The organism is uncultured Rhodospira sp., assembly GCF_937138205.1.
Classification (GTDB): domain Bacteria; phylum Pseudomonadota; class Alphaproteobacteria; order Rhodospirillales; family Rhodospirillaceae; genus Rhodospira.
The window spans coordinates 1-22760 of record NZ_CAKZOT010000012.1 but is presented as its reverse complement, the minus strand read 5'-3'; the positions used below and the strand labels follow the sequence as shown (position 1 = coordinate 22760).

The window sequence follows — 22760 nt, the reverse complement described above, 5'->3', positions numbered from 1 at the left end:
CCATCTGCGCGGCACCCGTGATCATGTTCTTCACGTAGTCGGCGTGCCCCGGGCAGTCGACGTGCGCGTAGTGGCGGTTCTCCGTCGTGTATTCCACGTGCGCCGTCGAGATCGTGATCCCGCGCGCCTTCTCCTCCGGCGCCTTGTCGATCATGTCGTACGCCGAGAACGTGGCCCCGCCCGTCTCCGCCAGAACCTTCGTGATCGCCGCCGTCAGGGTCGTCTTGCCGTGGTCAACGTGCCCGATCGTCCCCACGTTGCAGTGCGGCTTGCTGCGGTCAAACTTTTCCTTCGCCATGTTCTTTTCCGTCCTTGTCCCAGCGGCCCATGCCTGTGACTCTTCCGCCGTGCCGCACCAGTCCCTGCCTCAACCGGGTTACCCCGAGTCGCGGCGCGCGCGCCACGCTCATGAAAGACCAAGGGCCGACGAGCCACGCCCGCCGGCCCGAGTCCGGCCCTCGCGCCCCTGCGCGCGACCGCCAGTCTGGTGCCATATCGGGTTGGAGCGGGTGATGGGAATCGAACCCACACAACCAGCTTGGAAGGCTGGGGCTCTACCATTGAGCTACACCCGCACCCCGAAGACTCCGCGCCCGGACAGGGCGGTGAATGGTGGAGGGGGTTGGATTCGAACCAACGTAGGGTTACCCCGCCGGATTTACAGTCCGGTGCCTTTAACCACTCGACCACCCCTCCACGGGCTGCGCCCTGCCCGCGCGGAGACCCCGCACTATGGGGATTTGCCTTGTGATGTCAATGACGATCTTGGTGGAACGCGGGGCCGTTTTCCTGGCATTCCGTCGCCGCGCCGCGCGTGCTATCGCAGGGAGCATCACCCCCGATCCGGACGGGAGCCCATGTCGCGACCCCACCGAGCCAAATCCGCCGGCGCGCCCGCCCGGCCACGGACGCGCAGGCCGGGCCAGCCCGGCGACGCGCCGCTGCGCCTGTACGGCCGTCATGCCGTCGCGGCGGCCCTGACCAACCCCGCGCGCCCGGTGCGCCGCCTGCTGGCCACGGCCGAGGCCGCCGCCGGCGTGGCGCAGGCGGCCGCCGCCCGCGCGCTCGTCGTGGAACCGGCCGACCGCGCCGCCCTCGACGCCCTGTTGCCCGCCGGCGCCGTTCACCAGGGTCTGGTGCTGGAGGCCGGCCCGCTGCCTGACAGCGCGGTCGCCGACCTCGCCCCCCCTGCCCCGGACGAAAGCGCCGTCGTCGTGGTGCTGGACCAAGTCTCCGATCCGCACAATGTCGGCGCGATCCTGCGGTCGGCGGCGGCGTTCGGCGCCCGCGCCGTCCTCACCCAGGACCGCCACAGCCCGGCCGAGACCGGCACGCTGGCCAAGGCCGCCAGCGGCGCGTTGGAGCGCGTGCCGCTGATCCGCGTGACCAACCTCGCCCGCGCGCTGACCGATCTGAGGGACCTGGGCTACTGGAGCGTCGGGCTCGACGCGGCCGCCCCTGTCACCCTGGCCGGCGCCGGTCTGTCCGGCCCCCTGGCCCTCGTTCTGGGCGCCGAGGGCGCCGGCCTGCGACGCCTGACGCGCGAGCACTGCGACCACCTCGCCCGCCTGCCCATGGTACCCGGTGCTGTGGAGAGCCTGAACGTCTCCAACGCGTGCGCGGTGGCCTTGTACGAACTGCGGCGCGCCGCGCTTGAACCCGTTGACCCCGGGGACGACGGCGCGTGAGGCCTTGACCGGACGGCGTCGCCTCCCCGAAGCGAAAGCGCCGCCGTCCTCTTGGCCTGTTCGGCCATGGGGGATGTCTCCGTCGGTGAAATTTTGGAGCCGGCCCCCCTCTGGCCATCGCCGCGATGAGACGATATATAGGCGGACGTGAGATTGGTGGACGCGTGCGGCACTGTCTGGAACGCCGGATGCGAGTCGGGAGGCAGAGAGGTTACGCGCTCCCCACCGAACCGCGCCCTCATTGTGCCCTTGTAGCTCAACTGGTAGAGCACCTGATTTGTAATCAGGGGGTTGCGGGTTCAAGTCCTGCCGGGGGCACCAGTTAAATCAAGGGGTTAGACCCCGAAACGGCCTCCATCGCGGGGGCCGTTTTTCATTAGCGGACCCCATGCGGACCCCTCGGGATGAAATGCTGGCGTCGGGGAATGTCGGGGCGGTGGGCATGAGAAACCCGCCCCCAGGTCTCCCCAGGGGCGGGCGGGGTACATGTGAACGCTGAACGCTGCGCAGTATGGTCAGGCAGGGCGCAAGCGTTTCCGCCCCGCCGGGACCACCATCCGAACGATGGTGGATGCCCCCTCATGCGCGGGCGGATCGTCCGGGGCTCGTGGGATGCCCGTATCCACCAGCAGAACCGTGCTCTCGGTGGGGTCCGGCATGTCGGCCTCAAGCCGCGTCAGGCGGCGGGACAGGGGCGTCGTCATCGGTCTCGGTCTCCTGTTTCGGTGCGGATGGCGAAGGTTGTGACGGCGGCCAGCCCGCCCCCGTGCCCCTGAGCGCGTGCCGCCGTCGCGGCGATGCCGTGGGCGCGCTGAATATCGGCCCATGTTGCGCCGTTTACCCGCTCACGATCCGCGTCCGTTGCCAAGTCGGGCCTGATCTTGACGGCAGCGTGAGCGCGGACCAGCGCCAGCGCGTCGGCAACCTCTCCCGCTGTTCCGCCCGTAACGGATTCCTCGATGCGGCCAAGGCGGGCGCTCAGGCCCCTTGTGCTCATGCTCATGTCCGGTCCTCCAGTGCTGTAATGCGCGCCTCAAGCTCGGCAGTCTCGACGGCGCGGCGGTGGGCTTCGATCAGCGCGGCCATGGCCTGCCCCTCACTGGGGGTCAGGCTTCCGGCGGCGACGGCTTCAAGAACGGTTGCCATGGCGGCGGTGATGCCTCCCGCCCCGTCCAGGGCGGGCAGTTCGACCGTCACGGGCCGGTCTTTACGGGGCGGGGCGATCCGCTCAAGGCAAAGGCGCAAGGCGACCGTGTCCCCCTGCATGGCGAGTTCGACGGCCTTCCGGGTGAGGGCGTCGGCCTCCCCGTCGAGGATGGCCTCAGCGGCCAGGGTCGCACGGTGGCGCGCCCCACGAGGGCGGCCGGGGTTGCCGGGAGCAAACCGGCCCTTCGCGTCCCGGCCCTCCGTTTCAACGGCCCGGAAACGGGGTTCGTCAGTCATGGCCCGTCCCTTCGATGGTCCGTGATCCGCCCTGGGGAGACTCAGGATTCGCGCCTTGCCCCTTCGCGCCCTCGGGGTGCGGGCCAGCAGGTCGCGCATGGGCGGGCCTCTCTGGCCCAATTTCGGACGGCTCGACGGCGGCCAGAAGCTCACGGGCCAGCCGCAACACCCGGTGCGGGGTCAGGGGCACGGCCACAATGGGCGCGGGGCTATCGCCATAGACGGCCAGGACGGCGGGACCATCGGGGCCGGCGGGGCGGGAGACGATCACGCGGGGGGCGGTCATGGCGGCGGCCTCCATCACGCAGCGTCCAGGGGATCGAGGTGCGGCTCGGCCAGCGCATCCAACAGGGCCAGCGCGGCGGGCGCCTCGGAGCGGATCAGGGCCAGGGCGCGGGTCCGGGTGCGCGGGTCGGGTGCTGCGACATGGGCGAACCCGATCCCGACCACGGCCAACGGCACGAAGTCATGGATAAGGCGCGGACCCCGATCCCGGAGGCGCGGGAGCCCACCCTCCGCCAGCACCCGGCGCGCAAGCTCCCGGCTGGACGCGCTGGTGAACGGACTGGCGAGAACCGCATGGGCGCCGTCCAGCAGCGGGTCGCAGGTGTCGGCCGGGTCGATCATGCGGCATCCCTCCGGGGCCGGTGCAGGGCAGCAAACGATGCGACGGCGCGGCGCATGTAGAGGGTAGGCAGGCGATTGAGCGCGGCGGCGGCATCGTCCAGGGCTTCGGGATCGGCCTCCGCCCGGCGCAGGGCCTCGACGGCATCGGCCCCAGCGGGACCAGCATGAAGCCGGACGGCCATCGCCAAGGCACGGCATCGGGCGGCCCGCTCGGTCTCGGTCAGGCCATCGGCCCATGGCCCCCAATCAGGACGCGGCGCGGTCATGCCCATGCCTCCGTCGGGCCACGGAACAGGCTCGTGGCGGCGTCCAGCAGGGCGTTGCAGGTGTCCCAAATGTCGTGCGCGGCGTCCATGTCGCCGTCGAGCGCGTCCAGCGCCTCGTCGGGCTCCAGGCACTCGGCGGCGGGTGATGCCAGCGGCGCGGTCTGGATGACGGCGGGCGCCCACGGCGCACGATCCACCGTCACCGGCGCGGCCTCGGTGGGGAACGGGATGTCCGCGTGAACGACGGACGCGGTGGTGGTCTCGGGCTCGTAAAGGGCGAGCGGCCCGAGACGTTCGGTCAACCAGGACTCGGGATCGGGGATCGTGTCGGGGTCGAAAGCGGCACTCTCGATGCGACGGCCGGGACCGGCGACACGGTACCTGACGGACGGAGGTGGGGGACATTTTGCTATTAGAGAGGATATATAATAGCAGTTTGTCCCGCACCTCTGTGCGTCCTTCTTCGCAGCGTCAGCCGTCGGCCACAGATCAGGGAACGCCCTGGCCCGATCCGCCGCGTTGTCCAGATACACGCCCTGAGCGATCATCGCGGCTTCTCGCGTTGGCCGAACCGCTGCCCAGTCCGTCACCTCATTCGCCACCAGCGGCAACACCACGTCCGTCAGCAGGTCCACCGACAGCGGCGTGTCTGCATCGCGGTTTACGCCGCGCCCGCGCCCGATGGCCTGGACCAACTCGGCCTCGCAGACGCTCCACCGGATGGCCTCGCACATGGGGTCTGGGTGCATTTCGGCCTGGATGGCGTGCGCGGTGCCGTCGGACATGCGGATGCCTCGGGCCTCGCGGTCGTACCACCAGCCATCCGGCCGGGCCTCCGGGGGCCGGTTGGTCAGCGCGGCGGCCATGCCCTCGACGGTGCCCGGTGCCGGCAGGGTCCGGCCCATGACGATCATCCCGGCCACGTCCCGCCAGCGGTCCAGCCCGGCCAGGGCATTGAAATGCGCCGCGTCCACATTGGACGGCAACCCGGCTTCGCGCAGGGCCTCGACGGCGCGGCGCTGCCCGATCACCAGCACGTCGGGACCAGCAACGGCGGGGCGGCGTAGCATCATGGCCCGCAACCGCGTATAGGCCAGCAGGTCCCGCAGGCTGTGCCGCGCTGCCTTGTGGTCCCGATCCGGCGCACCCTCGCGCGGGGTCAGCCGACGGGCGGACACCGGCGCCCCGAGAACCTGCCGCACCTGGACGTTCGGCGTCACCGCGTCCACCGGATCACCGAACCGGGCGCGGGGAAGATACAGCGCCACCAGCTCACGGCGCATGGTGGCGTCCATGTGCAGGATCGGCGTTCCGTCGGACCACGAGTCCGGCAGGTCGGCCCGCCAGCGCGCGCGGGCGGCAAGATATGATCCACCGTCGCGCCCGGTCGCCCAATCCACCGTCAGCCCGGCGGCGTCATGGTCACCGTCCAGCGCATCGGCCACGAGACGCCAGACGGCGGCCAGGGCCGGGATGGCGGCATTCCCGGCGGCGGCAGCCACAGCGGCGCGTCGGTCTTCGGTCGCCATGCCGGGGGACATGCCGGGGTCAGCCTTGCGGCGCCATTCGAGTTTTCGCGCTTCGCGCGCTTCGTCGGCGGTCAGCCCCTCGGCCCGCAGCGCGGTCAGGGTGACGTGCGTTCCGGGCTCGGTGGCCCGCATGGCGCGGGATAGCATCGCGCGCGCCGTCGCAAGGTCGTTGGAGGCAGACATGTCGCCGTCCGGCATCATTGCCGACGCCTGATCCTCGATCACGTCCAGCGCCACCGATGCAGACCGCAGTCCCTCGCTCGTAAAGCCCTCATCAATCACGATCAGCGATGGCTTGGCGATGGCCTTGGGGCGCCGGTAGAACAGGCTCGCATGGGGGAGGATCACCACGTCGGCGGCGGCCACCACCGGCTTCTGAAGCTGGAACGCGCAGGTGTCCCGGTGTGGGCAGGTCTCGCTACCGGGCTTGCCGCAGATGGCTGTTTCCGGATCGGCGCCGGCGGCCATGGCGTCGCGGACGGCGGCCATATCATGGCAGGTGGCCCGCTCGGGGTCGCCGTCACCATCGGATCGGCCCCGCCACAGGGCGGCGGTCACGCCAAGCGCGGCGAAGGCGTCAACCTGCTCGCGCCCAAGCTGGTGGGTCGGGACGGCGTAGACGATGGGGCGGGCCAACGTGCGGTCGCGCAAGGCGGTGGCGATGGCGACACGGGCGGCGTGCGTCTTGCCGATCCCAACGCCCACGGGCACGGCCAGGGCCGGAGGCGGTGGCATCGTCACAGGGTCGCCTGCCTCGGCGCGGGCCTGTATCTCGCGGCGTGTCGCGTGGTAGTCCGCAGCCTCGTGGATGAACCGGCCGATCAGGTCGGCCAGGGCGCGGCGGGCCTCGGCGGCGGTCCCGGCGGGCGCGGGATAGTGCGGCCCTATGGGCGAGGGGGCTGGATCGGGCGCGCGGCGGGCGGGCCAATGCTCCACGATTGCGCCGGCGGCGGCGAACCGGGCCTCGGGCGAGTCGGCTGTCATGCGGCCCCCCGATGTCCGAGTGCGTCGTTCCAGTCATGCCCGCAGGTGGGCGGCGCGGTAATGGTCACCTCCCGCCCGGCATCGGCCCACCGCTCGCCACACGCGCGGGCGGCGTCCAGTCCGGCCCCGGATCGGTCGTGATCGGCAAAGATGGTCAGGGCCTCGATTCCGGACAGCACGGGGAAGGTGCGGATGGTCCCGGCGGACCCGGCGGCCCAGACAGGCGCCCAGCCGGCGGCCAGGACGGAAAGCCCGGTCTCGATACCTTCGGCCAGGCCAAGCCCCATGGTCACCTCGGCGTCATCGCACAGACGAATGACGGCGCCACCGGACGGCCCCAACATTTTCTTGGGCCTGTCGCGGTCCCGTGTGCCGTCCAGGCGGAGCGGGGTCCGGTGGATCGCGGTGGGGCGGTTGCCGTCCGCCGTGGTCATCAAGGCCACCATGGCGGGCACCGGCCCGCCCTGATACGGGCAAGCGGGGTGATACCGGATCACGTCGGCGCCGGCCGGCGGCATGGCACACCCGCGCCCGGTCAGGTAGACGGCGGCCGGGGTGTCCGTGATCGGCACCGATGCGCGCCATATCGCCCCGGCGCGCTGGATGCGCTGGCGGGTCTCCGGCTCGGTCATGGGGTCCGGGCGCGGCTCGGGCCTGGGGGCGCGGCGCGGGGTGTGGTCGGTGTCGTCCGGCGGTAGCCCGATCCACTCGGCAGCCTCCCGGCCGCGTAGGCCGGTGCATCGCTCGACCAGCGCCAGGACGCCACCACCTTCCCCGGCCTCATGATCCCGCCAGACGCCCTTACGGATATCGACCGACAGGGATCCGTGACGGCCGAACCGCCAGTCGGTGCGCGTGCTATGCGCCCGGCTGGGATCGCCCAGCAGGCGCCGGGCAACATCGGGCATGTGGGGGGCTAGGTCACGCATGACGCAGCCCTACGCGGCCTGATCGGCGGGGGCGGCGGCCAGTTCTTCCGCCTGCGAGGCGTACTCACGGCCCCCAAGCCATGCGTCCACGTCGGCGCGGCGATACCGGATGGTCCGGCCGACGCGCAGATACCGGGGGCCGACGCCATCACGACGCCATCGCTCAAGGGTGCGGACGGTCTTGGAGAGGTACGCGGCGGCCTGCCCCTGGGTCATCAGGGGGTCGGGCAGTTCGTGCGGACTCGGGAAAGCGGTGGTCGCCATGGTGGGCACTCCGTCGGTGGTCGATACCTCCCGACAGGACCACACCCGCGCCCCGCGCGAACCAATGCATAATTCTGGGGGTACCCCTCCCCTATCGGTACCGGAGCGCCTTCTGCACCATGCGCGCGACCACATGCGCCGATGGCGGCGGGCATCCGGCGGCCACACATGCCGCGTGAAGCCAGCCTTGTATCGGGGCCTCCATGTAGGTTGTCCCGTATGCCGTCAGTTGCTTGTCAGGCGCGCCGCGTTTCCCCGTGACGGCCTGCCATATGGGCAGCACGTCGCAGACCAGTTGCCATAGGGCCGGGTCGGTGTAGCGGCTCTGGGCAGGGGTGGCACACGCGCACCCTGCCAGCCGGCCGAGCGTCACGCGGTCGCGGCCGGTCAGCATATCTCGATCATGGACCATGCTCGCTTCCAGGGCGTCCCGCAGTCGCTCCATTCGCCTGTCGCCCTGCTTGGCCAGGGCATCGTGTCGCGCGGCGGCCTGACGGCGCCGATCATCGTCCTGACGGTAGGCGCCGGCCTGAATGTCTGCCCGCAGGCGGGCCATGTGGGGACCCCGCAGCGTGTCCCGGACATGCAATCGGATGGTCAGGTTCTTTTCCGTCGCCAGCCTGTCCAGTTGCCGGGCCGTCTTTTTCCTGATCGCTGGGGAGTTTGGATACAGCAGCAGTTGCTTTGCGGCTCCCGCGACGGGTCGCAGGCAGGCGGTCAATTCGCGCCCATAGGCTTGATGCCCCTGAGATAGCCGATACCGGTTCACGGCATCCCTTGCCCGGTCCCGTATTGCGCGAATATCAGTCCGGGACATGGCTTTCAGACCATCGGCCTTGCCGGGCGGGGCCATGCTGGACAGTTTGACGGCATAGGACAGGCGCCCCCATCCAATGCCGCCCTGAGCCCTGATCCTGCCCTGCTTCCCCCGCGCCACGTCAACCCGCCTCCCCGGCCCGGTGGGCGTTCAGGTCGATCACGTCGGGGTCGGCGGTGCGGCCCTCGGCCATCGCCTGCACATGGGCGCCCCATGCGTCGAGGGCGGCCTTGCGCTCGGTCAGGAACGCGCTTTTCTGATAGACGCGCGCCACGTCCGACAGGCCGGTGGCGGCAACGTGATTGAGGATCTTGTCGGCCACCACGGGGTTGAACCCGTGATCGGCCAACCAGGTCACACAGGACCGGCGGAAATCATGTAGGCGCCATTCCGCCATCGGGCGCGGCGCGGGCTCCCCGGCAGCATCGGCCCGGCGGGCGCGCTCGGCTTCGGTGGCCTTGCGCAGCCGCGTCATGGCGGCGCTGAACCCGGACGGCGCGGTCTTGCCGGTGGTGGAGAAAACCAGGTCCTGGCCCTGGACGCGGGGCAGGCCGGACAGGACTGCGCGGGCAGGTTCGGACAGATGGACAACGTGTTCCTGCCCGTTCTTGGTTCGGGTCCCCGGCAAGGTCCAGGTGGTCAGGTCCGGGGAGAGTTCCGACCACCGCATTCCCGCGACTTCCTCCCGGCGCTGGGCGGTCAGCAACAGCACGCGGAACAGCGGCCCGAACGGGAACGGCATGGTCTCAGCGGCGGCGAACACGGCGCCGACTTCAACGGCGGTCAGGGCACGGTCGCGGCTGGGCACGGTCGCGGGCGCGGGCAAGCCGGCGAACGGGTTGTCGGTCAGCTTGCCGCGCTTCACGGCCCATCCGTAGCAGGCGCGGCCATAGGCCAGGGTGCGGGTTGCCAGCGCGGGCGTTCCGGCCTTCACCATGCCGTCGAGGATCTTCAACGCGGTGGTTCTGGTCAGGCCGGCGGCGGGTCGGTCCAGGTGTTTACCAAACGCCACGCGGACGGCGCGGACGGCCTCGGCCTGATAGCGCGGGCTCTTGTCATGCAGGGCCAGGGCGCTCCAGTCGTCCAGCAGTGCGGCCAGGGTGTAGCGGTCGGCCTCCGCCTTGGCCTGGGCCTGTTGGCGCTGGGCCTTGCGTTCCCCGGCCGGGTCCTTGCCGGCGGCGACTTCGCCCATGATCGTGCGCGCGGCCTTGCGGGCCTCGGCCAGCGTCACGGCGCCCCACTTGCCCAGCGGGACGCGGCGCTTCTCACGGCCCATGCTGTATTGGGCCAGGAAGGTCTTTGAACCGGCAGCGGTGACGCGGACGGCCAGGGCCGACACGTCGTCATCGAAGACCAGACGGTCGCGCCGGCCAGCCTCGCAGTCCAGGGCGGCTATCGTTTTCTCGGTCAGCTTCATGGTGACGCCCCTGACGATCCGTCACCGGCTCCCGGCGGGGTCCGCAAAATCTGCGGACCCACTGCGGACCCCGTGGGACCGATATCTTGTGTGTCTCTATGTCGGTTCCATTCAGAGAGTATGGCCGACAAAGCACGACAAAACAAGCATATAACATGGGTCCGCGTCGGGACGTGTCGGGGAGTACGCGCCTATCTACTCTTATTTGTAATCAGGGGGTTGCGGGTTCAAGTCCTGCCGGGGGCACCAATGAAATCAAGGGGTTAGGCCACATCGCCTAGCCCCTTGTTCGTTGCCAGTAGCCACATAGTAGCCACCAGAACGGATTTCGGCTCCGATCAGGGTGTGCCCGGTCGAAGGCGCCGACGATGCCGGATCAGGTCGATCAGGTCGCGGCTGGGAGGTGTTCGGGGCCGGAGGAAAAGAAACCCTGCGCCGATGGTTCGGGCCGGGTCTCGGGGATCGGGACGCTCAGGAGTTCACGCCGCGTGGGCGCGGAAGCTGGGCAGGACCTCGGGTCCGCAGCGCCGCCAGATCGCGGCGAAGTTGTCGGCAACCCCGCTGATATCGTCAGCCAAGCGCTCGGTCGTGCCGTCCGGCGGGTTCCGGTAGCGCTCGAAAGCGTCGGCGTCCAGGTCCAGCACCAAGGACAGAGCCATGAGCCGGTGAAGGTCGATCCCGATCCGGTGTGCGAAAGTCTCCAAGCCAACGGCCAGCACCGTCAGGGTGTCCGTCAGGTCATCGGCGCGGGTTTCGAGGCGCTCAATCTGATCGGCCAGGGCCGGCCGTTCTTCGTCGGTGACGTCCTTCATCCGAGGCATGGCGATCAGTTGCGCGGCGATGACGGTCGTGGCCTCGACCATGCCCTTGTAGAATGCCCGGTCGAAGTGCAGCGCGACATGATGGGCGGCGTTCATCGTGTCCGAATAGGCGCCGTCGGTCGCGGTGTAGGACTTGTGCGGCGCGGTCTTTTTCAGCCAATCAAGTGTCGAGTCGTCGTCTGCCGTGATGGCGTCCAGCGCGGCCAACACCCGCTCCGGCGCGGACATGTCGGCGCCAAGGTTATGAATACGCTTGTCCATGTTTCGCATTGTGATTCTCCTTCAATCAGGACTTTTGACGCGCTGCTTCAAGCACGGCGATTCGGCTTTCAAGGTCACTCGTCTCCTTGGTTTTTCGCCAAGCTTCGATCAGGCCGGCAACGCCAGCCGCCTCTTGCGGCGTGACGTCACCAGCGGCCACGCTGGCCAGAAGCGCGCTCATGGCCCCAGCGGCATCGGTGGCGCGGGCGATGGCAGGCAGGTCAAAACGGATGGGGGCGTCCTTACGGGGCGGGGCGATGCGCTCAAGGCAGAGACGAAGGGCGGTCGTATCGCCCTCCATCGCCAATTCGATGGCCCGCCGGGTCAGCGCCTCGGCCTCCCCGTCAAGGATCGCCTCGACTGCCAGGGTCGCCTTGTGGCGTGCGCCACGGGGGCGGCCAGGATTGCCGGGAGCGAACCGCCCCTTTTCGTCCCGGCCTTCCGTTGCCCCGCCGTTATTTCGGGTGTCATCGGTCATGCCTGCCCCCCTGGATGGATCCCGAATCCGCCCTCCGGCGCCCCAGGATTCGCGTCTCCGTCGTCCGTGTGGACGGGGTGCGGCCGGGCAAGATGTGCATGTGCGGGCGTCTCTGAGCCGATTTCGGCCGGCTCGACAGACGCCAGCAACTCACCGGCCAGTCGCAGCACGCGGCGCGGGGTCAGGGGCACCGTGACGATGGGCCGGGGGCTGTCGCCAAAGACGGCCAGCACGGCGGGACCATCGGGACCGGCGGGGCGGGTGACGACAACGCGCGAAGCGGACATTGAAGCGGACATGGCGGCGGTCTCCATCACGCGGCATCCGGCGGTTCAGCCGGCGCGTCCAGTAGCGACAACGCGGCCGGGGACTCCGAATGGACCAGGGCCAGGGCGCGAACGCGGGTGTGCGGGTCAGGCGCGGCGAGATGCGCGAGCCCGATCCCGATCACGGCCAGGGGCACGAAGTCATGGATCAGGCGCGGACCCCGATCCCGGAGGCGCGGGAGCCCACCCTCCGCCAGCACCCGACGCGCAAGCTCCCGGCTGGACGCGCTGGTGAACGGCGACGCCAAGACCGCATTGGCGCCGTCGAGCAACACGTCGGTGGTGGCGGTGGAATCGATCATGCCCGCCACTCCCCCACGCCATTCCAGGCGCGATCCAGGAACGATCCGGCGCGGCGGCTGGCCTCGGAAACATCCATCCAGACGGCTTGCATCCGGTCGAACCCGCCGGCCGCGTGGATGCGCTCCCCCAGGTCGCGGACACGGGCGCGCATGGCGGTTTCGACAGGGCGGGCAGGGGCCTCGATGTCTCGAAGCGCGACACGTTCCGCCGTGATGGCCTCGAAGGCGGACAGGATGGTTTCGGTGTGGTCGGTCATCGCGTCATCCCTTCCAGAGCCCCGCACCCCACCCCCAGGGGGGCGGGGATATACCCTTTAGGGTATAGGACGTGTGTGCGTGCACCCCTGTGCAACAAAATCAATGACTTACAGGAGACTTGTGTGCGCTTCTGTGCAACACGCGTGTGCAACAAAATCAATGGGTTACGGGAGACCCTTGTGCGCTTCTGTGCGCTTGGGCGCACCGACAGCGGGCGCACCGCGTGCGCTTTCATGCCCACCATCACGCGGCCCCTGGCGCGGTACGGACAATCCCCGGAATGGGGGTCCTGTTCGCGTAATGTCCCGCGACGCCAACCTTGATGGTCCCGGCGGAGAACAGCGCCACCATGGCCTTCTCAAGCGGCTTCCGGCCGATCCCACGGGCTTGCGGCATGGTGGCGAACACCTTGGGGGCGAACTTCGGACTGTTGCTGGCGTCGGTTACCGTGCGGCCCTGTTCCGCCACCGCGTCCAGACAGGCCAAGAACGCTTCTTCCGCCCGGTTTGCCTTCGGGCGGGCGTCCATGCGCCCAAGGAACCCCGTGTCCGGCTCGTCCAGGACGAAAACGCCTTCCTGCCACCGGATCCGCAGTTCGTCGCCCACGACCCCGTAATTGCTCTTTTTGGTCGAAAGGGTCCGCGCGTCCCGATCCTCCCCGTCGTCGTCGGTCTCGCGCGGCCGGGAGAGGTACAGCCGGGATCGAACCGCGTTGTTCCAGGCGGTCGAACCGCTCGTGCCCGTGCCATCGGCCAGGCCGGCGCGGGAGGGATGCGCGCACAGGATCACGGCGCCGTTCACGTCGAGTGCGATCCGCCGGAGCATGTTCACGAATTGGCGCGCCTCCGGGCGGGAGTTCTCGTTTCCGTCGAACAGGTCATGCAACCCGTCGAGGATCACCAGCCGCGCGCCGAACCGCTTGGCCGTCTCTAGTGTGTCAAAGAACACCTGACTCGGGCCTTGCGGCTTGCCGAACTTGTCGCGGCGGACAAACTCGTTGGCCTCCCCGACGCGGGAGGCGAACCGGAACCCGGCCAGGGCGTCGAACCCCAGCGACTCCGCCCGCGTGATATCGGCAAGCCGGCGGTGGATTTCGTCGGCGTCATCCTCACAGTACAGACCAAACACCCGACAGTGTTCCGTCGCCTGCCCGAGAAAATGCCGTCCGGTCGCTGAAGCAACGGCCAACTGGAGGGTCAATAGAGATTTGCCCAGCCCGCCGTCGCCTGACAGCATGGTGACGGACCCGTGGGGCACAAGATCGGCCACCATCCAGCGGCGTTCCGGGATCGGTTTGCCGGCCCACGCGGTCGGGTCGATGGTGCGCATGGGCAGGCGCGGCCCGTAGGACTCGGCCGATCCGCGCGCGTTGAAATGCCCCTCGGGTTGATCCATCAGGCGGCCCTCGGTGTTTCGTCGTTCCAGTCGTGGCCCACGGTACGCGGGGCGCGCACGGTGGCCTCGCGGTCGGCGTCGGCCCACCGCTGGGCACAGGCGCGGGCAGCGTCCAGTCCGGCCCCGGATTGATCGTGATCGGCGAAAACGGTCAGGGCCTCGACCCCACCCAACACCGGGAATGTGCGGATCGTGCCCGCGCTCCCGGCGGCCCACACGGGCGCCCAGCCGGCGGCCAGGACGGAAAGGCCGGTCTCGATGCCCTCGGAAAGCCCGAGCCCCATGGTCACGTCATCGTCGGGAGACAGGCGGATGACGGCGCCACCGGACGGCCCCAACATTTTCTTGGGCCTGTCGCGGTCCCGTGTGCCGTCCAGGCGGAGCGGGGTCCGGTGGATCGCGGTGGGGCGGTTGCCGTCCGCCGTGGTCATCAAGGCCACCATGGCGGGCACCGGCCCGCCCTGATACGGACACGCGGGGTGATAACGGATGACGTCGGCACCGGCCGGCGGCATGGCACACCCGCGCCCGATCAGGTACGCGGCGGCCGGTGTGTCCGTGATCGGTACCGATGCACGCCAGATGTCTGCGGCCCGGCGGCGCCGCTCCCGGGTCTCCGCCGCGTCATCGCGGGGCGCGGCAGGCGGCAGCCCGGGTCGCGCATGGTGGCGCCGGGCAGGCGGCGCGTCATCGGTCATGCCGAGTTCGGCGGCCAGGGCGCGGGCAGCGGCCACGCGGTCGCCACCGTGGAAGGCATGAGCGGCAAGCCCAATGGGATCGCCCCACTGGATGCCGGCGGCGAAGTCCCCTCCCTTGCCGGTGCGGAGATTCGTCGAGCATGACCGGCCGGGCTCACCGGCCAGACTGCCCATGACGAACTCTTGGCCGTTGCGCCGGCCGGCCGGGAACCAACGCGACAGCAGGGCGGGCAGTGCGGCCAGCGCGGCGGCGTTGATGCCGTCGAAGTCGATATGGCGGGAGCGGGGGCCATCACGCATGGCGCAGCCCCATCACCCGCAGGATGACCGGACACCACCGGGCGGGCATCCACCCGCGCGCGGCGGCGGCGACGATCAGGGATTTCGCGGCGGCGCTCATGGCCCGCTTCACGCGGCGCGGTCTGCGGGAGTGGGCTCAGACGTGGAGCGCGCAGCGCGGGCCTCCGCCCACTCGATGACGGCCCCCCATCGGTAGCGCACGGCCCGGCCGATCCGCACGAACGGGGGGCCGTCGCCCCGGACGCGGGCCTGGTCCAGGTAGCTGCGGGAGATGCCTAGGCGCGCCGCCACGTCGGCGGCGGTCAAATAGATGTCGGCGGGATCGGGGGTGTGGGGGGTATGGGTGCGCATATCCGTCCTCCGTGACGGCGCCCGGTGGGGCGCGATGCAACACGACGGACGATGGAGCGCGGCGCAGGTCAGTGTACCGGAGGTTCAATGACTTTCGTCAGGTCGGTGGTCAATTCCTGGGGATCGTGCGGACTGCTTCCTTCAGCAGTTCCAGCAGCCCCGCCGCGAACGCTTGGGGATCTCGCCGTTCGGGATAGCGGTCGACGACCTGCTTGGTATGTGCCGCTTGGGCCTGCCAGTCAGCCACCGCTTCGGGGTCCATCCCATGCGCCCGCGATTTGCTGAGGCGACTACGCCACTGCTTCACGGTTGTCGCGGTGATGGCGCGCTCGCCCTGCCCTCTCTTGCCCGGCATTGTCGCCCGGACCCCGGCCTCGGTCAGCGCATTGGCCACAGCCGCATTCGCTTCGGTTCGGTTCAAGCCAAGTTGACACAGGCCATCGGAGGTTGCGACGGCGTAGGGCACGATCCGGGCCATGTCAGGCGACCACGGCGGAGCCCCGCCCCGCCGATTGCCGTCCGCCCCGTGAGGTTTTGGCGCCGGCCTCAAAAGAGGCGAAATCCGGCCCTCGTCCAGATCTTGCAGAGCGGCCCCCAGTTCCATCAACGGAGCCTTCAGCCGGGGATCGCCCCGCAGCGCCACATGGCTATTGAGGTACTCCACCACGGCCGACAGGGCGGCGATCACGTTGGCGCGATCCATCCCGACGTCGCCGCGCCTTGCTTCGGCCAGTTCCACCAGCCGATCCCGCAGCCACTCCACATTGGCGTCGGCCATCCCTTTGCCCTCCGCATGGGCGTCCGCATGTCTGGTCCGGCGGGGCGGCCCGGTGCGGTGCCGGGTGTTCGGGAGCGACCCTAGCCCCTCCGGATCGGTGTCACGCCGCGACGGGTTCGGCCTCCCATCGCAGGCGCGCGGTGTCCTCGCGCTCAAGCCGGAACCGCACACGATCCATGACCGGGCGGAACGGCGGCATGGAGCCGTGAGGCCGCAGTTTCAGACGCGGGATCATGCCGGCGGTGTAGGGAATCGCGGGGGCCTGATCGTGCAAGACCTCGCAGACGAACACCCGGATCACCTTTTCGGCGTAGCCCCCGAGCGTCTGCTTGTCGTTCTCCCAGCGCGACAGGGACGCGGTGTCCAGATCGATGGCGTCGGCGAAGTCCCGCGCGTTCATCCCCGTGGCCTTGCGCAGGAACCGCAGTTCGGCCCCGGTCAGTTGCAGCGGGTAGAGGGCGCGCGTGACGGCCAGGGCGGCGGTCAGGCCGTCCAGGTCGGGGATTTCGGTGACGGTCTCGCCGCACACCGTGCAGGTCTCTCGGACCACGGCGCCCCGCAGAACCACGGGCAGCCCCAACAGGTCGTCCGCGTACTCGGGCAGCACCTCGGCGCGGGTGGCGCCTCCGCAGATCGGGCAGGGGTCGGACATGGGCGGGGTCTCCTACGCTTCCCAGGCAGTAATGACCGTGACGAACAGCGCGTCGTCCCGCGCCACCACCACGATTTCGAGGGGCCGGCCGTCGCCGTCGCGGCCCCGGACGTTCCAGGTCACTTCGAACCGGGGTTGCTCCACCCGGACGACGGCGCCGCGTTGCAGCACGGTTCGCACGTCGAGGCGGGAGATATCCCGCTCCCGCATTCGGGCCTCGGCATGACCGGTCCACTTCCACCGCGTCGCCGGATCGCGGGCCAGGGCATGAATGCGCCGAGTTTCGTCATGATACGGCATGGCACGCCTTGGGACGTGATGGAGCACCATCGAAGATGGGCCAGGGGTGACGAAATGTCAATCCAGATTCGTTTCAGGCACAACTATTTCGAGGGAGAACTGCCAAATGATTTGACGTATCGTCATTCTCGGTTGGCGCATGGTGTTGACCCGCCCCCAGGTCACCCCAGGGGCGGGCGGTGATGGAGGCAGCGGTAGGCCGAGATTGCCCACAGTATTCCTGCGGACGCTACCAGGGCGCGAAGACGGCCGAGCTGACAGCGAAGATGGAGTTGCCAGTTTTTTGCCGGACACCACGGTAGGCTTGCGGGCCAGAGGGGAATGGCGCATCCTGGGCGTGCATGAGGGAGACGGACATGGACGACTGGGTCATCTGGATGGCAATCGGTCTTCTGGCAGTGGCTCTACTGGCCCTGGCGGTAAGAATTCTGATAGCCGCTGCCTTGGTCGCCGCCAGCCTGTTTTCATGGGCCAGCGATTGGGGCTTCCCGGGTATCGCACTCTACATCATTCTTTGGGTAGTTGCTTTGCCGGTCATGATTCTGTTTTGCCTGATTGTTGGTGCTCTTTTTGCATTCGGTGTGATCCAGCCAAGTTCTGGGCCGACCATAGAAATACTAAAAGCATATCAGGCGGAACGAAGGAAAGAACAGGCGCGGCTTGAGAAGCCAATGCCGAAATTTGGAACCCCAGCGTACTTCCAGTGGGCCAATCGGGAAGGCCCATACGCTGACGGTTAGGGTTGCGGTTACCCGCGTGCCGTCTGGACGCCCGGCCGGGTCATGGGGACGACGTTGCCCGTCATCACTTTGCCCTCGGCCAATGCCAGGACATGCGCCTCCCACGCTTCCAGCGCGCGGCGGCGTTCGTCCAGATACGCATGACGGTTGTAGACAGCGGCAACGCCCGTGATCGTGCCACTCTTGTGGTTCAGCAGAGCGTCCGCGACATGCGGGTGCACGCCCATCTTGGCGAGCCCCGTTGTCACCGTCCGTCGCAGGTCATGGAACGTCCAATGCGGCATCGGCTCCGCGTCGGGGTCGTCTGCCCGCCGGGCCTCAAGGATTGCCGCGTCAATGGCCCTCTTGGCTGTGAATCGGCGCGGCATTTGACCCCTCGATCGGCGCCCACTTGACCCCTATCGCTTGCCAGACATCATTGAATCTCAGTCTTTTACGGGGAATGCCCACATGCCTATGGGGGGTCATTTTCCCAAGCGGGTTAACACGTCGTGGAACCGGTGTCCGGATGTTGGCGGAATCGGTGTCCGGATCGTCGTGGAACCGGTGTCCGGATGTTGGCGGAATCGGTGTCCGGATCGTCGTGGAAAACGCAGCCATGAGAAGTGTGAATATGATAGGCACCGGGGGGGGCATTATTGGACGCCGATTGACACGCAAAACGCTGTCTCGACGACTCCGACCACCTCAGGCGGACCGTCGGTGCGCGATGGTTTTTTGCATTTGCACTGTGCCGTTGCTTGCGTACGTTCCGGGCTCGCAACATCTCTGCAACATTTATGTAATAGATTTGCAACACAGCGAGTCCAGGCGCCAGGCGCCGAAACGCGCGCATCGCCTAAACTTTGCGGACCAATCTCATGCGACGGGACGGCCTCAACCGAGCCCATGTTGCGCCACGGCCACAACGTGGATGATTGCGTGGATCATGCGCACCAGCGCGTTGACGAGCCCAGGCCCCCCATGTCTTTATCCGGAGGCGAACCCGGCGGGATCGGCGGGAAATCAGTCTTCAGGTCCAACCGGTGCCCGGGGCACCGAACCGGATCGATCAAACAGGCCATAACTCCAGGTCTCATGAGAGGAGAAGTCATGAAAAAGGTCCTTTTCGGCACGACGGCCCTGATCGCCGCGGCCGCCTTCGCGGGCACCGCCCACGCGGAAAAGATCAAGCTGAGCATCGGCGGCAAGCAGGAAGTCTTCTTCGGCGCCGGCGACGTCAACGACGAGGGCGGTGAGACGTGGGCCAGCACCGGCATGGCCACCGACACCGAGCTGTACTTCACCGGCTCGACCACCCTGGACAACGGCATCACCGTCAAGGCCATCATCCAGCTGGAAGCCGAGGACAACGGCGACCGCAACGCCGACGAGCAGGCCATCCAGATGTCCGGCGGCTTCGGTGCCCTGCAGCTCGGTCAGCGTCAGGGCTACGTCGGCCAGATGCAGTTCAACGCCACGGACGCCGGCGGCGTCATCGGCTGGGACGAATACTGGGGCTGGACCGAGTTCGCGGTTGGCCACGTTGAGCCCTACTACACCAGCGACGACCTGAGCGTCTCCTACGTCACGCCGTCGTTCTTCGGCTTCTCGCTGGCGACCGAATACGCCCCGGACAACGCCGGCAACGACGACAGCGGGTTCGAGGACTGGAACAACACCGGTTCCAGCTACAAGGATCTGTTCGGCATCGGCGCCGCCTTCGACAACGAGTTCAGCGGCGTCGGCATCCACGCCGACTTCACCTATCAGCACCAGTTCGGCGTTGGTGCCGTCAATGACCGTGCTCTGATCCGTGGCGGTGCCGCCGTGTCCTACATGGGCTTCGAACTGGGCGGCGCCTACGGCGTGTGGGCCGTCGATGGTGACGACAACGACATGGAGCACTGGACCGTCAGCGCCAGCTACGCCAACGGCCCCTACGGCGTGGCCTTCGTCTACGGTGACAGCCACATCGACGCCGGCGCCAACGACGTCGACTCGCAGAGCTTCATGTTCTCCGGCAACTACGTGCTGGGTCCGGGCATCGACCTGGGCGCGGCCGTGTTCCACGGCAACGAAGACACTCCGGCGGGTGTCGCCGACCGCGAGACCACCGGTGTTCTGTTCGGCGTCGGCCTGAGCTTCTAAGCTCCGGTCATCGTACTGCGCGGCGGTCCCTCGGGGCCACCGCACCTCAGGGAGGGGCCTCGGCCCCTCCCTGTTGGTTTCTGGGGGAGAGGCTTCGGCCCCTCGCGGTTTTTTCAGCGCCGGTCCGTTCTCTTGGGTTCTGCCTTTTCTGGGCATCCAAATCTTCGTCAAACAGGACCGTCATTGCGAGGCGCGAAGCGCCGAAGCAATCCAGGGCGAACATCGTCGTCTTCGGCTCTGGATTGCGTCGCCCGCATCACATGACGCGGGCTCGCAATGACGGGCCGCTCTGGTGATGGCGTGCGTGTTCGCCAGGGCTCTGAGAAGGACATCCGCACGCGGTCCCTCGTCACAAGCGCCGCGCGCGGGGTGACAGGGGCGGACGTGTCGGATATACCGCGCCCACGTTTCCATTCGCCCGACCAAGGAGCCCGCCCCCGTGATTCCGCGTTACAGCCGCCCGGCCATGGCCGCCATCTGGGAGCCGGCCAACAAGTTCCGCATCTGGTTCCTGATCGAGGCGCACGCCTGCGACGCCCTGGCCGAGTTGGGCGTGATCCCCGCCGCCGCCGCCGCCGCCGTCTGGGACCAGGGCGACAAACCCTATACCCCCGAGCGCGTCGCCCGCATCGATGCCATTGAGGCCGAGGTCAAGCACGACGTCATCGCCTTCCTGACCGAACTGGCCGAGCACGTGGGCGAGCCGGCCCGGTTCGTCCATCAGGGCATGACCTCGTCCGACGTGCTCGACACCTGCCTGGCCGTGCAGCTCACCCAGGCGGTCGACCTGCTGCTGGCCGATCTCGATGCCGTGCTGGAGGCGCTGAAACGTCGCGCCCTGGAACACCGCATGACCATCTGCATGGGCCGCAGCCACGGCATTCACGCCGAGCCGGTCACCCTGGGCCTGAAGTTCGCCAGCTTCTACGCCGAGTTCGAGCGCGCCCGCGACCGCCTCAGCGCCGCCCGCGCCGACGTGGCCACCTGCGCCATTTCCGGCGCCGTGGGAACGTTCGCCAACATCGATCCGGCGGTCGAGGTCCACGTGGCCCGCAAGCTGGGCCTGACGCCCGAACCGGTCTCCACCCAGGTCATTCCGCGCGACCGCCACGCGATGGTCTTTGCCGTTCTGGGAGTGATCGCCAGTTCCGTCGAGCGCCTGGCCACAGAGATCCGCCACCTGCAACGCACCGAGGTGCGCGAGGCCGAGGAGTACTTCTCGCCCGGGCAGAAGGGCAGCTCGGCCATGCCGCACAAGCGCAACCCGGTGCTGACCGAGAACCTGACCGGGCTGGCGCGCGTGGTGCGCGGCTATGTCACCCCGGCGCTGGAGAACGTGGCGCTGTGGCACGAGCGCGACATCTCCCATTCCTCGGTCGAGCGCATGATCGCCCCCGACGCCACGGTGACGCTGGACTTTGCCCTGGCGCGGCTGGCCGGAGTGGTCGACAGGCTGGTGGTCTACCCCGAGGCCATGACGGCCAACGTCGCCCGCATGGGCGGGCTGGTGTTCTCGCAACGGGTGCTGCTGGCCCTGACGCAGGCGGGGGTCAGCCGCGAGGATGCCTACCGGCTGGTGCAGCGCAACGCCATGCGGGTGTGGGAGGGCGCCGGCGACCTGCTGGCCCTGTTGCGCGCCGACGCCGAGGTGACGGCGGCGCTGGACGAGGCGACTCTGTCCGGCCTGTTCGACCTGGACCACCACACGCGGCACGTCGACACGATCTTTGCCCGCGTGTTCGGCACGGCTCCCGCCGACCCGGATTGATGGCTCCCCAGGGGACTCGCGCCCCCATAAAGGGACTCGGCATAGGATCAACGGCGCCTCTACAATATCATTAAGAACAGATTTGCGCGTCAGGGAGGTAGGAAGGAAACGACTCGCGGAACCGGAAACAAAGCACAAAACACACTGTTCCTTTGTTTAGTTTGGTGGCGTAAAAAGGGGTCCCAGTCGCCCCTTTTTGCTCCACTCCGCGATGAACCTCCCAAACCTTCTCGGCGAATTCCTTGAAGCGTGCAAAGCGCGCGGGCTGTCCGACCATACCGTGCGGGCCTATCGGCAGGACCTGGGCGCGTTCGCGCGCTGGGTGGCGGTGGCGCGGCCCGACCCGCTGTTCGGCAAGGAGTCGGTCACCGCCTGGGTGGCGGCCATGCGCGCCGAGGGCTATGCGCCGGCGACCATCAAGCGGCGGCTGGCCGCCCTGAAAGGGTTGTGCCGCTGGGCCGCCGACGCCGAGCGCCTGGACGAGGACCCGCTGGCCTCCGTCCGAGTGCCGGTGCGCCTGCCGCATCGGCTGCCGCGCAACCTGACGGGGGCGGAGATCACGGCGCTTCTGGCCACCGGTCGGGAGGCGGACGCGGCGGGCGCGCCGGCCACCGCCGGCCATGCCGACGCCGATGACGAGACGGGGGGCGCGCTGGCCGCCGCCACCCTGGCGCTGGCGCTGGAACTGCTGTTCACCACCGGGGTGCGTGTGGGCGAGCTGTGCGCCATCCGCCTGCGCGACATCGACCTGGCCGCCGGCACCATCGCCATTCGCGGCAAGGGCAACCGGGAGCGGCGTGTCTTTCTGGTCGACGAGATCGTCACCGCCCAGTTGAAGGACTATATCCGCGCCCGCCGGCCGGCCGTGCCGGGGCTCGAGTCGCTGCTGCTCACCCCGCGCGGCACCGCCGCCGACCCCAACCACATCCGCCGCCTGTTGCACCGCCACGTCGCCAACCTGCGCCTGGGCCGGCGCATCACGCCACACATGCTGCGCCACACGGCGGCCACCGAACTGCTCAACAGCGGCGCCGACATCCGCCTGGTGCAAAAGCTGCTGGGCCATGCGTCCATCTCGACGACCGAGATCTATACCCACGTCTCCGATGACGCCCTGCACAACCGCCTGAGGGCGCTGAACCCCAGGGACCGGTTCCGGCGGGGGTGAGGGGGGGAGGGAGACGTGGATAACTGGGAATTATGCGTATCTGCCTTCACACAATCAGGGAAATTGGCCC

Annotated in this window: 28 protein-coding genes and 3 tRNA genes; 6 read left to right on the top strand and 25 right to left on the bottom strand. The window is 68.6% G+C overall.

The window, feature by feature from the left end:
* From Q0309_RS01790 to Q0309_RS01780, 3 genes are all read right to left on the bottom strand, one after another.
* Positions 1–298, bottom strand: a 298-nt coding sequence (locus Q0309_RS01790; RefSeq protein WP_299436825.1) for a GTP-binding protein, incomplete at its 3' end; no start/stop codon positions are given.
* Between the two features lie 203 nt (positions 299–501).
* A tRNA-Gly gene (locus tag Q0309_RS01785) sits at positions 502–575 on the bottom strand.
* A 35-nt stretch (positions 576–610) separates the two neighbouring features.
* Positions 611–696, bottom strand: a tRNA-Tyr gene (locus Q0309_RS01780).
* A gap of 161 nt (positions 697–857) precedes the next feature.
* Between Q0309_RS01780 and rlmB the strand changes: the two genes are divergently transcribed.
* Together rlmB and Q0309_RS01770 are read left to right on the top strand one after the other, a co-directional pair.
* Positions 858–1688: a 23S rRNA (guanosine(2251)-2'-O)-methyltransferase RlmB gene (gene rlmB / locus Q0309_RS01775; RefSeq protein WP_299436823.1), complete on the top strand. Its 831-nt coding sequence runs from the start codon at positions 858–860 to the stop codon at positions 1686–1688.
* A gap of 245 nt (positions 1689–1933) precedes the next feature.
* Positions 1934–2009, top strand: a tRNA-Thr gene (locus tag Q0309_RS01770).
* Positions 2010–2203: 194 nt separating this feature from the next.
* Here Q0309_RS01770 and Q0309_RS01765 read toward each other — a convergent pair.
* The 21 genes from Q0309_RS01765 to Q0309_RS01665 form a co-directional block, all read right to left on the bottom strand.
* Positions 2204–2392: a hypothetical protein gene (locus Q0309_RS01765; protein WP_299436821.1), complete on the bottom strand. Its 189-nt coding sequence runs from the start codon at positions 2390–2392 to the stop codon at positions 2204–2206.
* Entirely contained in the window at positions 2389–2691 is a 303-nt protein-coding gene (locus Q0309_RS01760; protein ID WP_299436819.1) for a hypothetical protein, read from the bottom strand. Before Q0309_RS01760 ends, Q0309_RS01765 begins: the two co-directional genes overlap by 4 nt.
* A complete protein-coding gene (locus tag Q0309_RS01755; protein WP_299436817.1) occupies positions 2688–3131 on the bottom strand; it encodes a DUF5681 domain-containing protein in 444 nt (147 codons plus the stop codon). Before Q0309_RS01755 ends, Q0309_RS01760 begins: the two co-directional genes overlap by 4 nt.
* A gap of 300 nt (positions 3132–3431) precedes the next feature.
* Complete coding sequence (locus Q0309_RS01750; protein ID WP_299436815.1) at positions 3432–3758, bottom strand: hypothetical protein; 327 nt, start codon at positions 3756–3758, stop codon at positions 3432–3434.
* Positions 3755–4024, bottom strand: coding sequence for a hypothetical protein (locus tag Q0309_RS01745; protein WP_299436813.1), 270 nt, complete (start codon positions 4022–4024; stop codon positions 3755–3757). The genes Q0309_RS01750 and Q0309_RS01745 overlap by 4 nt, the downstream gene beginning before the upstream one ends.
* The gene (locus tag Q0309_RS01740; protein WP_299436811.1) at positions 4021–6537 is read right to left on the bottom strand and encodes a hypothetical protein; all 2517 of its coding nucleotides are present in this window, start codon (positions 6535–6537) and stop codon (positions 4021–4023) included. The genes Q0309_RS01745 and Q0309_RS01740 overlap by 4 nt, the downstream gene beginning before the upstream one ends.
* The gene (locus tag Q0309_RS01735; RefSeq protein WP_299436788.1) at positions 6534–7445 is read right to left on the bottom strand and encodes a toprim domain-containing protein; all 912 of its coding nucleotides are present in this window, start codon (positions 7443–7445) and stop codon (positions 6534–6536) included. The genes Q0309_RS01740 and Q0309_RS01735 overlap by 4 nt, the downstream gene beginning before the upstream one ends.
* A 30-nt stretch (positions 7446–7475) precedes the next feature.
* Positions 7476–7730: a helix-turn-helix domain-containing protein gene (locus Q0309_RS01730; protein ID WP_299436786.1), complete on the bottom strand. Its 255-nt coding sequence runs from the start codon at positions 7728–7730 to the stop codon at positions 7476–7478.
* 91 nt (positions 7731–7821) lie between these two features.
* Positions 7822–8667, bottom strand: a complete 846-nt coding sequence (locus Q0309_RS01725) for a hypothetical protein (protein WP_299436784.1) — start codon at positions 8665–8667, stop codon at positions 7822–7824.
* Between the two features lies 1 nt (position 8668).
* Positions 8669–9964 (bottom strand): site-specific integrase, encoded by a 1296-nt coding sequence (locus tag Q0309_RS01720; protein WP_299436782.1) that lies wholly within the window; start codon positions 9962–9964, stop codon positions 8669–8671.
* Positions 9965–10443: 479 nt separating this feature from the next.
* Positions 10444–11055, bottom strand: coding sequence for a hypothetical protein (locus Q0309_RS01715; protein WP_299436780.1), 612 nt, complete (start codon positions 11053–11055; stop codon positions 10444–10446).
* Positions 11056–11071: 16 nt separating this feature from the next.
* Positions 11072–11524 (bottom strand): DUF5681 domain-containing protein, encoded by a 453-nt coding sequence (locus Q0309_RS01710; protein ID WP_299436778.1) that lies wholly within the window; start codon positions 11522–11524, stop codon positions 11072–11074.
* Positions 11521–11823: a hypothetical protein gene (locus tag Q0309_RS01705; protein WP_299436776.1), complete on the bottom strand. Its 303-nt coding sequence runs from the start codon at positions 11821–11823 to the stop codon at positions 11521–11523. Before Q0309_RS01705 ends, Q0309_RS01710 begins: the two co-directional genes overlap by 4 nt.
* 14 nt (positions 11824–11837) lie before the next feature.
* Positions 11838–12152: a hypothetical protein gene (locus Q0309_RS01700; RefSeq protein ID WP_299436774.1), complete on the bottom strand. Its 315-nt coding sequence runs from the start codon at positions 12150–12152 to the stop codon at positions 11838–11840.
* Complete coding sequence (locus Q0309_RS01695) at positions 12149–12409, bottom strand: hypothetical protein (RefSeq protein ID WP_299436772.1); 261 nt, start codon at positions 12407–12409, stop codon at positions 12149–12151. The genes Q0309_RS01700 and Q0309_RS01695 overlap by 4 nt, the downstream gene beginning before the upstream one ends.
* A gap of 244 nt (positions 12410–12653) precedes the next feature.
* Complete coding sequence (locus tag Q0309_RS01690; RefSeq protein WP_299436770.1) at positions 12654–13805, bottom strand: AAA family ATPase; 1152 nt, start codon at positions 13803–13805, stop codon at positions 12654–12656.
* Positions 13805–14803: a toprim domain-containing protein gene (locus tag Q0309_RS01685; RefSeq protein ID WP_299436768.1), complete on the bottom strand. Its 999-nt coding sequence runs from the start codon at positions 14801–14803 to the stop codon at positions 13805–13807. Before Q0309_RS01685 ends, Q0309_RS01690 begins: the two co-directional genes overlap by 1 nt.
* A 108-nt stretch (positions 14804–14911) precedes the next feature.
* Positions 14912–15154, bottom strand: coding sequence for a helix-turn-helix domain-containing protein (locus Q0309_RS01680; protein WP_299436766.1), 243 nt, complete (start codon positions 15152–15154; stop codon positions 14912–14914).
* Between the two features lie 109 nt (positions 15155–15263).
* Positions 15264–15932, bottom strand: a complete 669-nt coding sequence (locus Q0309_RS01675) for a hypothetical protein (RefSeq protein ID WP_299436764.1) — start codon at positions 15930–15932, stop codon at positions 15264–15266.
* A gap of 100 nt (positions 15933–16032) precedes the next feature.
* A complete protein-coding gene (locus Q0309_RS01670; protein WP_299436762.1) occupies positions 16033–16584 on the bottom strand; it encodes a hypothetical protein in 552 nt (183 codons plus the stop codon).
* 12 nt (positions 16585–16596) lie between these two features.
* Positions 16597–16884 (bottom strand): DUF4258 domain-containing protein, encoded by a 288-nt coding sequence (locus tag Q0309_RS01665; protein WP_299436760.1) that lies wholly within the window; start codon positions 16882–16884, stop codon positions 16597–16599.
* Positions 16885–17240: 356 nt separating this feature from the next.
* Here Q0309_RS01665 and Q0309_RS01660 point away from each other — a divergent pair, with 356 nt between their 5' ends.
* Complete coding sequence (locus Q0309_RS01660; RefSeq protein ID WP_299436758.1) at positions 17241–17624, top strand: hypothetical protein; 384 nt, start codon at positions 17241–17243, stop codon at positions 17622–17624.
* 8 nt (positions 17625–17632) lie between these two features.
* On the opposite strand, the gene Q0309_RS01655 is transcribed toward Q0309_RS01660, so the two are convergent.
* Positions 17633–17992: a tyrosine-type recombinase/integrase gene (locus Q0309_RS01655; RefSeq protein ID WP_366940543.1), complete on the bottom strand. Its 360-nt coding sequence runs from the start codon at positions 17990–17992 to the stop codon at positions 17633–17635.
* 724 nt (positions 17993–18716) lie between these two features.
* On the opposite strand from Q0309_RS01655, the gene Q0309_RS01650 reads away from it, so the two are divergent.
* The 3 genes from Q0309_RS01650 (at position 18717) to Q0309_RS01640 (ending at position 22690) form a co-directional block, all read left to right on the top strand.
* Positions 18717–19754, top strand: a complete 1038-nt coding sequence (locus tag Q0309_RS01650) for a porin (protein ID WP_299436756.1) — start codon at positions 18717–18719, stop codon at positions 19752–19754.
* A 439-nt stretch (positions 19755–20193) separates the two neighbouring features.
* On the top strand, positions 20194–21522 hold the full coding sequence (gene purB, locus Q0309_RS01645) for an adenylosuccinate lyase (protein ID WP_299436754.1): 1329 nt from the start codon (positions 20194–20196) through the stop codon (positions 21520–21522).
* Positions 21523–21733: 211 nt separating this feature from the next.
* Positions 21734–22690 carry a tyrosine-type recombinase/integrase gene (locus Q0309_RS01640; protein WP_299436752.1) on the top strand — a complete coding sequence of 319 codons (957 nt, stop codon included), beginning with the start codon at positions 21734–21736 and terminating at the stop codon, positions 22688–22690.
* Positions 22691–22760 lie beyond the last annotated feature (70 nt).